This is a genomic window from Klebsiella sp. JB_Kp031 (genome assembly GCF_040064295.1).
Taxonomy (GTDB): Bacteria; Pseudomonadota; Gammaproteobacteria; order Enterobacterales; family Enterobacteriaceae; genus Klebsiella; species Klebsiella quasipneumoniae.
In genome coordinates, this window is record NZ_JBEAJW010000021.1 from 98,759 (window position 1) to 113,200 (window position 14,442).

Sequence of the window (14,442 nt, forward strand, 5' to 3'; positions counted from 1 at the left end):
GGCTATGAAAAACAGTCGTTGTTTATGCGCTGCACAGGCCCGGAAAGTTACTTTTTCTCAGCCATCGAAACAGCACCCCGGCAGTTCTACCCGGTAAATTAAGGGGAATGACGTTTTCTTTTCCCGGCCGGGTAAGCAGACCGTCTTCGTAGTGTGTCAACGGGAGTCACGACGTCAGGAACAGACAGACCAGTGAGGTTTACGTGAATGAATCATCAATAAAAACCGAAAATGTGTTCCTCTTCTGGAGAGCCATTGAAGCCTTAACCCCTCAGGATATTGATAAGGAAAATGCCCGCGACAAACTCAACCCGGTTTACAAAGTAGGCGCAGGAACCATGCTTCCCTGGGATGACCCGGAACATACCCGTAAGGATATTGCGCCTGGCAAAGTGTGGCGCTACTCCGCTCAGGCGGGGGTTTATCATCTTAGCGAGATTTCCAAAATGCTGGAGGATAAAATCGGTGCCCATGAAGCGGTACCTGAAGAACGTAAATCAGGGAAATGCAGGCTTTTTGATATTGGTTTCAATGAAGAAGGCATCCCCCAGCCAGCCACGTTCATGTTATCCCTGTCAGCATGGTCGGCGGCTCAGATACTCAGGCATGATCGCGGCGTTTATGCTCTTCATGCTCCCCTTTGCTCCGATGTGTCCGACCTGCCCGCACCAAACGACAGCCTCCCGCTGGTGGATAGCGGTTTTTACGATTTTGATAATCTGACCCTTCATCTCATGCAGTGGGTGGACAATGAGGCTTATCGATTACAGGAGGAGGGACAGAAGGCCGATACAGGATGGTTGAAGACGCTTGAGAAACTGGTCATCGCAAAACTGTATTTCCCGGAAGAAGCCATGGATACGACGATCGTCAGTGTGGTTAAGTGTTCCCTGACCAGGAAGGCGAAAGTTATCCAGGAAGACAGTGCAAAGAAAGACAATAAAAAGAAAGAAGCGGTGCCCGATGACCTCATTAACAGTTTTTTCATTCAGGAACTGCGAAAGCTCGACGCGGAGTGGAGGCAAGGAGGGGGTGGGGCCGGTTTTAAAGACTTTATCATGGCGATAACCCGGGATAACCAACAGCGCCTCGATATACGCACTGAAGAAGGCCTGGATTTTGCTTTTGAGAAACTGTTGCCCACACAGCCACCAGCTGGCTCCTGGCCTTCAAAGTACCCGCTGGCATTCAGCCAGCAGCTGGCCGTCAATGAAATCTGGACCAGAAATCACACTGAACCGGGTATTTTTGCTGTAAATGGTCCTCCGGGAACGGGGAAGACAACACTCCTGCGTGATGTGGTGGCCGCAGTCGTCACCGATCGGGCGAGTAAACTGGTTAAACTCGGAGACTCTGCATTTAAAGCCAAAGACAGCCTCAAATACAATGACAGGCTGATACCCTATTATTCGCTTCACCCGTCCCTGGCGGGGAGTGCCATCGTGATTGCATCGTCCAATAACGGAGCCGTGGAGAATATCTCACTTGAGCTCCCCGGGATGGAAGCGGTACCGGAGGATGTGTCAGATCGCAGCGATTACTTTGGCGGGCTGGCTACCGTAATACTTAACAGGCCTGCCTGGGGACTTCTGGCGGCAAGACTGGGCAATAAAAGTAACAGAGAGCAGTTCGTTAACACACTGTGGTGGGGAAATCTGCAGAAAAGTGAAAAAGGCGATGAAGCACCTCCGGAGAAGTTTTCACCCGAACGTGGGGAGGGGCTGAAATACCATCTGAATTTACTGCGACCGCCCCGGAAAGTCAGAGAGCCTGCACTGACCTGGACTGAGGCTGTCACACGTTTTGAACAGGCACAGGCGGTGGAGGAAGCCGAGCGTCAGCAACTGGTCACCAGTTCAGGGCTAACGCATAAAATTGAGTGGCTCGAAGAACAACGAAGAGTGTGGGAAGAAAGGAAGCAAACCGCAACGCTTCAGATTGAGGAATGCCGGAACGCGCTACAGACGCTCTCTGACAGACTCGCCGCTATGGAAATGACCCTGACCCTGTCCAGTGGAGATCGGGACGAACTCGATCAGCGCATCCACCAGCATGAAAAAAATAAACCCGGCCTTCTGGCTAATCTCTTTTCGCTGGGGAGGATATCGAAGGCATGGTGGGATCGTTATCAACGGCTGACAGATGAATCAGATTCTTTGCGGGCGACGTTGACTCAGCAACGGCAGGAACTGCAGCTGGCGCAATCAGAAAAACATAATGCAGACAATGAACTCAGGAGCCTTGAGCGTGAGCTCACTCAGGTGATCAGCAACGGTCAGGCGGTCTGTAAAGAGCAGGAACAGAATAATACCTTGCTGAAGCAGGCTATATCCGATCTGGGAGCCTCCTGGCCGGAGCGGACTGCAACAGATGAACGAAGGGAGTTGTCAGCACCATGGCTTCATGAGCGCTGGAGAAAGGCGAGGGAAGATGTGTTTATCGCAGCATTAGACGTTCACCGGGCGTTTATTGAAAATAATCCTGTAAAAATGGCCGCTAATATAGGGCTTGCAATGGACTGGTTAAAAGGGCGAAAACTGACCGAAAAACAGGCGGGTCTGGCTCTCGACTCCTTATCTCTGGTCGTCCCGGTTATATCAAGCACCTTTGCGTCCATGCCCCGGATGTTCAGGGATACAGGTCAGGAAGCGATAGGCTGGTTGCTGATTGATGAAGCCGGACAGGCACAACCTCAGCATGCGATTGGGGCTATCTGGAGAGCAAAACGCACGGTTCTGGTAGGTGACCCAAAACAACTGGAGCCGGTCAGCGGTATTCCGTCCACTGTAGAGGGGGCGCTGGGAAAACATTATAAGATCCCGTCCTGCTGGTGGCCCGGAAAAGTCTCAGCACAGATACTGGCAGACCAGACGATGGACGTTGGCACCTATCTACCCGACCCGGAGTCAGAACAGATTTGGGTGGGCTGTCCGTTACGGGTTCACCGGCGCTGTGATGACCCAATGTTCAGTATCAGTAACCATATTGCCTATGACGGGCTCATGGTCCACGGGAAAAAGCCGGGCCTGGTGGATTTCCCTGAAAGCGGATGGCTGGATGTGAAAGGGAGGACATGCGAGGGAAACTGGGTAGTGGAGGAAGGGGCGGCAGTGGAAAAGTTACTTTTGGCGTTGCGTCACCAGTATTCACTGACACCTGACGACGTGTTTCTGATCTCGCCATTCAAGGACTGCGCTAAGCAGCTTAACCGGATCGCAAAGAGGCTGGGATTCAGGATGGACAGAACGGGGACCGTACATAAAACACAGGGCAAGGAAGCTACTGTGGTTATCCTCGTGCTGGGAGGCAACATAAAAAGTCAGGGGGCGAAAGCCTGGGCGGCGGAAAAACCCAATCTTCTGAACGTCGCGGTAAGCAGGGCGAAACAACGCATTTATGTCATCGGCGAGCGTGCATTATGGGAGAAGCAACCTTACTTTTCCACGCTGTCCCGGGCACTGGGAAGGCTGGATGTGCCGGTGAGCAACAGCAACCCGCGTGCGATGTCATATATGGAAGAGTACTTAACCACTGAATGGCGCTGATAAGCGCCAGGTCTGCCAGCTGTCTAATGCGGTATCGACCGCAATGCCGGGTGACTATGACATGCCTGAGGGATGATAATCAGTCGGATATCTGCCTCTAATCTATTCCTGATATTCCCTGCCGGACCATCAGCGTATGCAGGTGAGGCAGGGAGGTCTTCCCTCTGGTTTAGCAAGTTACTCATAAACGCTCGCCGACTTGTGAACTGGACACCAAAAGTTGGACCCTCACCAGGGCAACCAGCGAAGGTGCAGTAAAAGTTACTTTTATCTATAGGATTGCCAGGATTGCTGATGAGAGTTGTTAGCGAGCTTACCTGTTACCTCGGGAGGATTCTGCTTTACACGATCAAGACCGGTCCATGCATTGAGCTGCATCATTTTGCCGTTACGCTGCAGACGCCGGTTATAACGTTCCATAAATTTGAAAATATAGTTGGCTCTTACGCGAGGCGTTTTACTGTTGTAGTCAGCAATACCTTCAAACACGTTCCCTTTACGGTCAATAATTTTCCGGTGCAGCCACCATGTCCCAACCCAAAAAGAAGCACAGGCGTCATAAGCGAGCTCACGCCAGGTAACTGCGGGGAAGTGGGATTTCACCTCAGCCAGATTTGATGAGTTAATCTGCATTGGGCCAATATCCCATGTGCCATTGGTGTTAAGGACGAAAGAGCCAATCTTTCCACCTTCGTTATCAAAAAGAGTAAAGACAAGGTCACGGTCAATCCCGAAGAAACGCGCGGCGTCAGTTAAACATTCGTTTTTAACCGTTTCGGGTACATTTTGGGGCTTAGGTCGATCCGGTGGGGGATTGAATGCTGCATTTGCATTGACGGTTAAAGTGGCGAACAGCACCGCTCCAAAAAATAATCTAGTCATTAACCCGCTCCTCAAAAGTAACTTTTACAGGTTACACGACAACAAAAAAATTTTTTTCCTATACCGGGGGTAAATGCCTCCTGGTCGGAAAAATATTTTTTTTTGTTTGATACAGTATTTAAGGAGGTAGGACATGATTAAACCCATTGCAGTTGCTCTGATATTGTTAACTCCATCGGCCTATGCTGATGTTGATTTACCTGCAGAATTAAAGGACAAAATTGAAGCCGTTGGTATCAACCCCGTCTCTGCAGAGAAATCTCCGGTAAGTGGTATTTACTCAGTCTTTTCAAAAGAAGGGACGAGTTACGTCACGTCTGACGGTGAATACATCTTCACCGGAAATTTATTCAAAGTGAAAGGGACAGAAGTGGAAAACACCACGGACGAGTTTATCAGTAAAGGGATGCGATCCTATATTGAGAAGCTCGATACTATCACCTACAAAGCACCAGATGAGAAATATGTCATCGGTGTTTTTACTGATATCACCTGTGGCTTTTGCCAGAAACTACATAGCGACCTGCAATCCTATCTGGATAAAGGCATCACTATTAAATTCATCGCATACCCACGTGCCGGGATGAACTCCATGATAGCCCGAAACATGGCATCTGTCTGGTGTGCAGATGACAAACCTGCAGCTTTAACCAGAGCAATGAAAGGGGATGGTTTACCTGAAAAGCAACCGACAAAGGCCTGCATGGACTCCATTCAGAGCCAATTTAATGCAGGGAACATGTTCAAACTCTCAGGCACGCCTAGCGGTTTAAGCCTGAAAGGTGAGCCGATGGTATTTGCGGGGTTACGTGACCCTGACCAGATGCTGAACAGCCTGAAAACGGCCAATCAGAAAAAATAACTCTCCGGGAGCAACAATGAAGAAATTAATTGCAGTGGCAGCGGTTGTGGTTGTTTCATTTGCCGCCCAATCCAGCGTTTGCGGGCCAGTTGCGTGCAAAGTTACTTTCGTCGATGTCGACGGCTCGCAAAAGCCGATCATGCTTCTCGATGACAAAGTTTCAACGCGGAAGAGCTCAATGAACCGTGTATTTGATGATGTGTACTCGCACGGCCGTAAGGTCCAGACTGACCTGAAATCAACCACTCCAGCTGCCGGGCATCCTGATAAATCATCACCCGTGCAAATGAGCAGGGAATTAAGTCCTGTGGTCATCTACAGCGCATAAAACGGAGTCTCTCATGGGATTAATCAGAACAGTGGTATACGTGGGTATCATTGGAGGCATCTTTGCCTATACACAAACAAAAGATAGCCTTGAAAATATTTCGGTTCCGGATGCGGAGTTTCCATCGTCAATCTCCAGGAATAACTTTATACAATCGACATGGGTGAACGAGCATTACACTTCACTGAAGAATGGCCCGATTGCTGACGGTATATCCAGTATTCTGGATGATGCTCAGGATATCAGGGGGTCTGTCAATAATGTTGTCATGACGGCCGGTAATGTCGATATCCAGAAGGCTATTCAGGATGCAGTGGATGAACTAGACAGCAATAGCCGTAAATCCAGTAAGTAAAATGGCTCTCAGAACCATCAGATACGCCTGTTTAAAATAAAATAACTCAGAGATAAATCATGGAAAATAAACAAAGCACTAAAAAACAAACTCTGATTCACATCGCCTTGGTAGTAGGTGGTTTTGTTGCTGGTTCGGTAATTTGGGGGAATGGCAGTAATATTATGAACTCAAATGACTCGGCTAATGAGTCTGTCAAAAAACAGCAAATCGAACTGGCAAATAGATTCAATGCATTAGCTCAAACAGCGAACCAGGTAAATAAGACAGCCGGTTTAGTCCTGACTGAGCAGGACAAGGAACTTATTGGAAAAACTGCGGCACAGTATTTGATCGAACATCCAGAGAACCTGGTGGAAGCTGGTAAGCGCCTTGAAGCCAACCGAGATGGTGAAAAAACCTCAGACGTTGTGAATACAAAAGACGTATTGCTTGAAACAAAATTCACGCCAAACTACGGCCCAGATAACGCAGATGTAGCTGTTATTGAATTTTTCGATTACATGTGTCATTTCTGTCAGCAGTCCAGTCCCGTGCTTGAAAAGGCGATTGCAGAAAATAAAAATGTTCGGACTTTCTTTAAAGACTTCACCATTTTTGCTGACCGCACACCTATCTCCGGGATGGGGGCAAAAATTGGTCTCTACATCTTTAATAAGTACGGGCAGGAAAAATACTACGAGTTCCATAATAAGCTCATGAGTGAAGCGGGTAGGGCAATGAAGGACAGGAAGGACTATACACCTTCTAATCTGGCGGCCCTGGTCAATGGTTTAGGATATAAAGAAATACTGGATCAGCAAGGTAACTTCTTGCTTACTGTCGAAATGCGCGATCAGCTTCAGAATGTTCTTGATGCAAATATGATGCTGGCGGATAAACTCAATTATAGCGGCACGCCAGTGTTTATTGTTATGAACATGAAGAACCCGCAAAACAAAACCACAACCATTATGCCCGGTGCGCCTGATTTTTATCGCTTGCAACAGGCAATTGATAAGGCAAAAGGGAACTAAACATAGCCCTCCCTTACATAGAAATATAAGCGGAGTGTTTAATTCATTGGCAAAATTCTAGGAGTATGTATGTCGGAGGCTTTCTTGACAGTTTTCGTTGGTGGCGTCGTTTTTGCTGACGTTGTTAGTGTTTAGCGTCATACGAGTACGTAAATGGAAATGCGTCAAAGAAACACTAGCTATAGTATCTTTTGTATACTTACTTAACTTTATAAAAGGTTACCTGAAAATGAACACCAATGTACATCATGTCCAAGAAAATTTTTATATATCATTGCAGGATTGTATAAATAAAGAAGAGAAAACAAAAAAAACATGCATTGAGTACTGGCGACGTGAAGCTGAGAGGGCGAAGGAAGAAAGCGCAAGACGTAGAGCACTGTCTATAAAGATAATTACCGAAAAAAGCATGATTCTTGAAACGTTATTTCTAAATATACAAAAAACAAATGCGCTCAAAGAACAGTATGAAAGAAACCTGATAGCTAAATGGGGTGGCGTTATTGATGACGATAAGACAAAGGATTATGGTATATTCCTCCCTAGTTTGGAACATTTATCTGCTTATGTATCATGTGCAAAGAACGATGAATATAGCAGGGAAGTGCTTTATAACAGACCCGAATTATCAAGGGGTATCAAGTATGACAATAGTTATTACTGCCCGCAGGAAAAAAAATTCATCTATATGAGGAATGACAAATTTCGTCCAGATCTTGAACTTCTGACAAATCCTCCTTATCCTGATTTTTGTAAGAATTTACTTTACTTTTATGTCAGGTCATTTTCGCTGCATCTCAAAAAAGGAGAGCCTGGGAAACCATTGGAGATAGGTATTCGCAATTCAGTGAGCAAAAACACTTATGAAGACTTGTGTATAGGTCTGGAAATACTTATGCCATACATGTGCAAAACTGAAAGCGGCAAAGTGATTATTAATGATGAAGGATACTTATCATGTGATAGCTATTATAGAAGCATACTGGTTAACCCGAAAACAGGGGGTGCTGAGTTAGTTATATACAGAAAGGGGCGCTTTGACCATCGACAGAAACCGAATACACGAGAACCTCGCAAGTGGTTGAATGAAGATATAATAATTAAAGAATTTCCTAACATACGAATTGTTTTTCTATATATCATATCGTGTCGGTATCAGCAGCACTTCAAAAACAGGGATATATAGTAAATGCCTCGTAAAACGTGACCCAGTGGGCATGGAGATAATGAGGTTAATAATAAATGAATTTTACATTTGAAAGATGTAAATTTCACTAAACATTAAATATTTATGGCGGTTTCTATGTTCGAACATAACATTGCTTTTAACGGCATGATGATTGTGATTGTTATCTTATCTTATCTGCTATTTAAAAGTCTTAAGTCAAAGAAAAGGCTTCAGCATAAGTATGATGAGGTGTTTAAGGCTTTTCATATTGCGAATTCAGAGTACACCGGCGGCCTAAAAGAAGTTTACAAAAACTTATCTTTAAGCAATGCTCAGTTGCAGTTCCTTGCTGTTTACTTAAATCAAGACACTGTCCAGTTTGATGGCAGAAATATTGTGTGCGAAAAAGAGGATGATGTTCAGTATATTCTTTCACTTATATCAGACAGCCATTTTTGGTTGGACAAATCCATGAAAGGAATAAATGAAGTGGTAAATAATACGGACGTAATAAAAGATATTAAATTATCTCTATCACCGTTCGCTTCGTTGGGTGAGCTGAATGTTATAGATGATGAGTTTAAACTGAAAAATAAAGAGTTTGATGGGTTTGCTAAACTTAAAGTTAAGTATGATGTAAAAAGGGGGTGAAAATGGCAGGGGCATTGTTTTCACTTTCTGCTGGTGGGGTGATGTTTGCAACAGCTGTTGTTATTATCATCTTTAGTGCTATGCTATATGACAGTATAGTTAAAAGACGTTCTAAAAATATTAACCCACCAGAGTTTACAGGATCACCTCAACTAGCATCTTGCAATTGTTCAGGTGGTACTGTCCTGCTTTATCTTGATTTTGATGGAGTCCTCCATCGAAGGATGAATGAGACATTTGAAAGAATGCCTCTACTGGAAAAAATTTTAAAACAATGTCCAGAATTACATATAGTCGTGTCCAGCAGTTGGAGGGAAACAATGACTTTAGAAGGGCTTAAATACCTTTTTCCGGTAGCATTCAGACACAGAATAATAGGTGTTACACCTTCACTTCAGGAAGTAAAGGATACCGAATATGTTCGGTACAGAGAGTGCCTTTTACATGCCAGACATATGGGGGTCAACAAGTTTATTATCATTGATGATGAATCACACCGTTTTCCACCTGGGTGCGAAAATCTGGTGTCAACGAATTACAGTGAGGGGATGACTGACCAAACAGTAGCATCTGTCATTATGAAATATTGTCAGTACTTAACATGAAGGAATGAATTAAAATGTTAAATATAAGTTTTTTTTGTGGGCGATGAACAGAGAATTAAAGCCGGTTATTCAGGCAGGGCAGGAACAACCACCATGGATAATCGGCTCCCGGACATGTCCGGGCAAAGAAATCGTAGAACTAGCGCATGACAGTAAGGCGGGGTAATCGAGGCAATATCTCAACAGTACAAATGAAATAATGCGTTGCTGGGTGGGCACCGGCAGTCAGAGCCAGCGTTCTGCAGCTGCATCAAAGGCTAAGTGTACCTGCCATTACTCCAGCTCATGAATCAGCATGCCAGCATGTTTAATGTTTAGAGTCGTCATGTTTGCATTAAGGTCTTTCATCATTCTGGTTCCGCCGCATCGCACATATTCTCTTAATCTTCCATTGTAGGCAGCGCTGGAAGCGATTTTAAGCTGCTTTATCGGACAGGGAAGATAAGCCACTCCTTTAACGAGATCGTCCTCAACAGCGTTCAGGTAAACGGGAGAGGCCGCAATGATAAAGATATCATGCCGGTACATACTAAACAGTTCCGCAAGGGAAGGGACTTTTCCAGGCAGTATGGGGTCAGAAGTCAGCATACCCCATATGCTGGCGCTCTTTCTTCCTATCTTTGTAAACGTAGCATCATAAGGGATCGCGGGGTCAGAACTGTGTCGTAGGCCCAGACCTGCAGAAATAACCCATAAACAGATATGAGAATTAGAGTTTGCAATAGACTTAGCTGTACTCCAGTGAGCACTACAGTATATGTTTTCCGTTTCCTTAATATCATCATTACATGTAGTGAATCGGGACTGCACAAGACTTTTCCATTGCTGATAGGCAATCTCAGTATCTGTCGTATGGTAGGGAAACACAGTGTCATGTACAGGTCCTGCTTTCTTTTTCGCGCATGTTGTAATGAGATGAATAGTCGACATTATTCAGAGCCTATAAAGAGTATTTATTATCAATAAGGTAGTGTATTTAAAGATGGGTATACTGGATCATCTTCAGGCACCCAATAACCAGACCCGCACTCCCATTCTTCTCCAATGAATACGAACATTTGCCTGGCAAGATATCTCCTGAGTTCCTGAGAGATTACGCTCTCAATTTTTAACAGGTAACTCTTGTTCTTACAATGGGCTTTTAAGTGAGAAAGAAGTGTACTGAAGCAGCCTTGATTAGTGATAAATACAGAAACTGATGAAACAACCAGAACAGGTTTACCCAGCAAAGATGCATGTTTGCTACGTGCACGTATATACATGTTTTCGAACAAGGCCAAGCCATCAACATGTCTGGATTTTACTGGTATAATACTTTTATTACTTTCATCCATTAGCCTTTCAAATGTATTGATTATATTTGTAATATCAGCTTCTAATATTTTTTGATTAATTATCATTGTACTCTGCAACCCCGGTGTTTGTAACATTCTTAACATCACTGATTAAACTAATATCTACAGAATGTGCCAGTGTTGTTAGCTCGGTAAAGTTAATTTTTTCGTAATAACCATCACTGATTAAGTTTAATAAATTAAAGTCCAGGGCAGGTGGTGGGCAAATGCTTCCAGAAGTGTAAAGATACTCAAGCCCACGCGCATCAAATATGCCGTGAGGGGCACCCTCTGATAGTTTTCCACCTGAATATAACTCAACCCATATCCTGAGTCGGTAATCCAGAGTGAATTCACCTATCTCAATCCAGAAATGTGGATATAACTCAAAATACGTTTTGGGGTTTTTAACTACCCCGCACATTCGTTGATGAGAAATGCCTGCATGATTTAGAGCACTGCTTATCATTAATGTATGACCATCGCACTCAACGGGTGCATTCTCAATAGCCTGTAAGAGATTGTTTAACTTCACAAGACAATCGGGCATAAGGATATTGGCCATATAAATACCTATTCCGGAATTTCTGAGAGGAATTCATTAAAGAGATTATCATCGTACAGTGGGTATAATTGCTTCATCATACCAAAACCGGACATAGCTGCACTTCGCAAGTCGGGATAAAAAGTAGGCTTAGTGATAAGATCGCATTCATTCTTCAGCACACCTTCGAAGCAGCCGTAATCTTCCCCAAACTCCTGAACTATCATCCAACGGCCATCCTTGCATTCAACTACCATAATAGCAGACTTGGGGTAGTCGCCAGCTGGGGTCAACCAATCAAAATGGTAGTGGGTGATAGTTTGATAACTCTTATGGACATTCATAGCATTAACCCTAATGCAAGACTTACAACGTGAGAGGTTAGTGTCTGATAAAGCACTGTATATATATACAGTCTGGATTTAACATAACGCACATTATGCGTACTAAGTTATTGATTTTACACGTTTTGTGGTTTGGTGTGGCTATGGCCAGATATACCAAATGCCAATATGAACACAACAAACTCAGGCTGACACATACATCATTACAGTGAAAAATGTAATCAATACTAATGTAATGACGTCTAAACACAGAGAAACCTTACTCTTGCTTATGAGAAGGTTAGCTAAATCCGAGTCCTCATCTTCATACTTACCAGCTCTGGATGATGTCTGTCTACGGTTCATTACCGCATAAACCTCATAATGACTGACTATACGGCATATCAACACCAGATAAATTAGAACAATTCCAGCAATGATTAGATGTCTGGATCCGTTAAACAAATCCATAACTGTCTCAATATGATCGTTTAACATAGTAATCTCTCTGCGGCCGGACCAACCACGATAATGCATGAAGATGATAAAAAAAACCACCTTGGTAAGGTGGTTAATAAAATAAAGAAATTTTGTTTTAGATCAGGAAATCTTCGAGAGTTTTTCCTGCATCCAGCTGAGCTTTAATTGGTGCCGGAGTACGTCCCTGACCTGTCCAGGTTTTTTGCTCACCGGCATCGTCTACGTAAGCATATTTCGCAGGACGTGGTTCACGTTTTTTGCGTACTTTAATGTTGACGGCCGCGTCCATAAGTTCGCTCGGATTTATACCATCAGCGATCATCATTTCCCGGTAATGAGAGAGTTTTTCTAAACGCTCACGGTTAGCCGCTTCGGCCGCCTTTTCTTCTTCACTGCGTTCAGCGACGACAATAGTGAACTTTTCTAATACTTCTTCAAGCACTTCTAATGGTAGCTCTCGTGCCTGAGCGCGAAGTGTACGGATGTTATTGAGAACCTGTAATGTCTCGCTCATAGTTACCTCTTTATGCACATTGTTATGCAATTACATAAGAACATTAAATTAATTAAAGAAATTCAGCAAGTGGTTTAGGAAGTTCAATTCTCTCAATCGAGAAAAGTCTTAAAAATGAGTCTATCTCATGCTGAATGTATGTTCCTTGGTCTTGATACTGCCCTGTTGGTAAATTCACCATCTTGAAAAAAATCATCTCGGGAAAATTTTTATCCGGTTATGATTCTATCGTTGTATGAAGTGAATAAGATGTTGTAATTGTAAAGGTCATCAAGCAAACAATCAATGCTATTTGAATACATTTTTTGATTGCAAAAGGATACTGCTTAAGAAATTTCAGACTGCATATAAATGTTAAAGGGGTGATTAAAAAAACCACCCTGCAATTTAAAAGTTAACTCTGTTAAAGAGAAATATCAGAAGGCCATAAAAAATAAAACTCACCTTTTTTATAACGATTGGGTTTACTCTCGCCTCCGATGGAAATACCTAAAGGCGTTAACTCATATTTTCCGTCTTTCTCTATGAGGTATCCTGAATTCATCAATTCCGCATACATTTCAGATAAACCCATTTTATGTTGTTTAGCTAAATTAGTTGAGGTTAGTTTATTTGCGGGTTCTGGGTTTGTATCCCCCTCTTTACTTGTTCTCTCATCTGACTCGGTTGAGATAGGATCTGTTAACATACTATGTTTTTCATCATTTTTTTGAGATGTTCTTGTATGTTCACTCTTCTGCTCATGAGTTTTTTGCAACTCAGATCTACCCGATTGTAATGATATTGGTGATGGAATATTTTCTGTACTGATCCTGATTAACCGCTGGGCCTCTGTGATAGAAGCGTTGAAAGCGTCACGGTCATCATCCTTTACAATTAACACCCCAAGTTCATGATTGTTGATTTGACTAAAATCATATAGATTTAGGCTGCATATCAGGCTTTGATTTTCATTAGCATAAAACTTAGCATGAAGGTTCTGGCAAAAACTCAAACGAACATAAGGTAAACTGACAAGCCATTCATGGTCTTTAGGGTTAAGTTCAGATTTACCGTAGATGATACGAATATCAACCTTCATACGGTTTTTGTCTTCAATGAGCTCCTTAATTCTTGCGCTAAGTTTCAGATAAGGGCTTATCAAAATAATGCGCTCTTCGGCATTAGCGATGGTTTGCTCTACATGATAGTTTAAACCTGTTGTATTAAGAATCTGAACCATAAATCCCCCATTTTTTACAGTGTTGTTTATAAATAATAGCGCACGTTAAAAAGTTACTTTTTAGGAGTAGGAATGCTCGATATTGTGAAAGTGGAAGTGTGATTCCTTACTTAATTATTCGCTTTTCGCCATTGACGTGGTTCTATAGCGTGCGGATCAGACCACAGACCTTTCCCTTCATTTCGAGCGTTTTGTTCAAGAGGCCCATATTCAGGAACAATCAACCTCCCCTGATACCGATATGCCCAGGCCATACCGTTTGCGACCATGATGGCGTTAACATCGTTGTTGTTAAGATAGATTGTGCCAAGCATACGACCATAGACGTCCTGCCCATGGTCCTGAATACTAACAACCTGATTTGCTACTAACTGAATCATTGCTTGCTTTGCTTTCTGTCCGAAGGCTTGCTTACTTTCAGGAGCATCAATCCCATAGAGCCGTATTCTTGTATTTGTTGCACCGTCATAAGCCTGGACTGTATCACCATCAATAACTCGCACTACTTTCGCCGAGAAAGTTTTGGCAATAGAAGTTAATGGGGAATATAAAAGGATAACAGCCAGTGGAAAAATGGCTAATCTAGTTGACCGGATGTTTATCATTGGTTGTC

General features: G+C 43.5%; 16 protein-coding genes. 8 read left to right on the forward strand and 8 right to left on the reverse strand.

Features of this window, described 5'->3' with window-relative positions:
• Positions 1 to 203 precede the first annotated feature (203 nt).
• Positions 204 to 3,545 (forward strand): DEAD/DEAH box helicase, encoded by a 3,342-nt coding sequence (locus tag ABLV64_RS06970; protein WP_040222828.1) that lies wholly within the window; start codon positions 204 to 206, stop codon positions 3,543 to 3,545.
• A gap of 267 nt (positions 3,546 to 3,812) precedes the next feature.
• Here the strand turns inward: ABLV64_RS06970 and ABLV64_RS06975 are convergent, their stop codons facing one another.
• Entirely contained in the window at positions 3,813 to 4,427 is a 615-nt protein-coding gene (locus ABLV64_RS06975; RefSeq protein ID WP_348843186.1) for a lytic transglycosylase domain-containing protein, read from the reverse strand.
• A gap of 133 nt (positions 4,428 to 4,560) precedes the next feature.
• On the opposite strand from ABLV64_RS06975, the gene ABLV64_RS06980 reads away from it, so the two are divergent.
• The 7 genes from ABLV64_RS06980 (at position 4,561) to ABLV64_RS07010 (ending at position 9,412) form a co-directional block, all read left to right on the forward strand.
• Positions 4,561 to 5,289 (forward strand): thioredoxin fold domain-containing protein, encoded by a 729-nt coding sequence (locus ABLV64_RS06980; protein WP_004181926.1) that lies wholly within the window; start codon positions 4,561 to 4,563, stop codon positions 5,287 to 5,289.
• A 16-nt stretch (positions 5,290 to 5,305) separates the two neighbouring features.
• The gene (locus tag ABLV64_RS06985; protein WP_004181928.1) at positions 5,306 to 5,617 is read left to right on the forward strand and encodes a hypothetical protein; all 312 of its coding nucleotides are present in this window, start codon (positions 5,306 to 5,308) and stop codon (positions 5,615 to 5,617) included.
• 13 nt (positions 5,618 to 5,630) lie between these two features.
• Entirely contained in the window at positions 5,631 to 5,972 is a 342-nt protein-coding gene (locus ABLV64_RS06990) for a hypothetical protein (RefSeq protein WP_004181929.1), read from the forward strand.
• A 59-nt stretch (positions 5,973 to 6,031) separates the two neighbouring features.
• Positions 6,032 to 6,988, forward strand: a complete 957-nt coding sequence (locus tag ABLV64_RS06995; protein ID WP_110437860.1) for a DsbA family protein — start codon at positions 6,032 to 6,034, stop codon at positions 6,986 to 6,988.
• Positions 6,989 to 7,217: 229 nt separating this feature from the next.
• Complete coding sequence (locus ABLV64_RS07000; protein ID WP_025368585.1) at positions 7,218 to 8,174, forward strand: hypothetical protein; 957 nt, start codon at positions 7,218 to 7,220, stop codon at positions 8,172 to 8,174.
• A gap of 117 nt (positions 8,175 to 8,291) precedes the next feature.
• A complete protein-coding gene (locus tag ABLV64_RS07005; protein WP_004196349.1) occupies positions 8,292 to 8,807 on the forward strand; it encodes a hypothetical protein in 516 nt (171 codons plus the stop codon).
• Positions 8,808 to 8,809: 2 nt separating this feature from the next.
• Positions 8,810 to 9,412: an HAD domain-containing protein gene (locus ABLV64_RS07010; RefSeq protein WP_004181934.1), complete on the forward strand. Its 603-nt coding sequence runs from the start codon at positions 8,810 to 8,812 to the stop codon at positions 9,410 to 9,412.
• Between the two features lie 273 nt (positions 9,413 to 9,685).
• Here the strand turns inward: ABLV64_RS07010 and ABLV64_RS07015 are convergent, their stop codons facing one another.
• The 7 genes from ABLV64_RS07015 to ABLV64_RS07045 all read right to left on the reverse strand — a co-directional run bounded on the left by ABLV64_RS07015 (position 9,686) and on the right by ABLV64_RS07045 (position 14,434).
• Positions 9,686 to 10,342 (reverse strand): hypothetical protein, encoded by a 657-nt coding sequence (locus tag ABLV64_RS07015; protein ID WP_004181937.1) that lies wholly within the window; start codon positions 10,340 to 10,342, stop codon positions 9,686 to 9,688.
• Between the two features lie 29 nt (positions 10,343 to 10,371).
• Positions 10,372 to 10,812 carry a hypothetical protein gene (locus ABLV64_RS07020; protein ID WP_062826803.1) on the reverse strand — a complete coding sequence of 147 codons (441 nt, stop codon included), beginning with the start codon at positions 10,810 to 10,812 and terminating at the stop codon, positions 10,372 to 10,374.
• A complete protein-coding gene (locus tag ABLV64_RS07025) occupies positions 10,802 to 11,311 on the reverse strand; it encodes a hypothetical protein (protein WP_004181938.1) in 510 nt (169 codons plus the stop codon). The genes ABLV64_RS07020 and ABLV64_RS07025 overlap by 11 nt, the downstream gene beginning before the upstream one ends.
• A gap of 8 nt (positions 11,312 to 11,319) precedes the next feature.
• Positions 11,320 to 11,634 carry a hypothetical protein gene (locus ABLV64_RS07030; protein ID WP_004196316.1) on the reverse strand — a complete coding sequence of 105 codons (315 nt, stop codon included), beginning with the start codon at positions 11,632 to 11,634 and terminating at the stop codon, positions 11,320 to 11,322.
• Between the two features lie 574 nt (positions 11,635 to 12,208).
• Positions 12,209 to 12,607 (reverse strand): H-NS family nucleoid-associated regulatory protein, encoded by a 399-nt coding sequence (locus tag ABLV64_RS07035; RefSeq protein WP_004181717.1) that lies wholly within the window; start codon positions 12,605 to 12,607, stop codon positions 12,209 to 12,211.
• A gap of 403 nt (positions 12,608 to 13,010) precedes the next feature.
• Positions 13,011 to 13,829 (reverse strand): phospholipase D family protein, encoded by an 819-nt coding sequence (locus ABLV64_RS07040; RefSeq protein ID WP_004181718.1) that lies wholly within the window; start codon positions 13,827 to 13,829, stop codon positions 13,011 to 13,013.
• Between the two features lie 110 nt (positions 13,830 to 13,939).
• Entirely contained in the window at positions 13,940 to 14,434 is a 495-nt protein-coding gene (locus tag ABLV64_RS07045; RefSeq protein ID WP_032455404.1) for a thermonuclease family protein, read from the reverse strand.
• Positions 14,435 to 14,442: the final 8 nt, after the last annotated feature.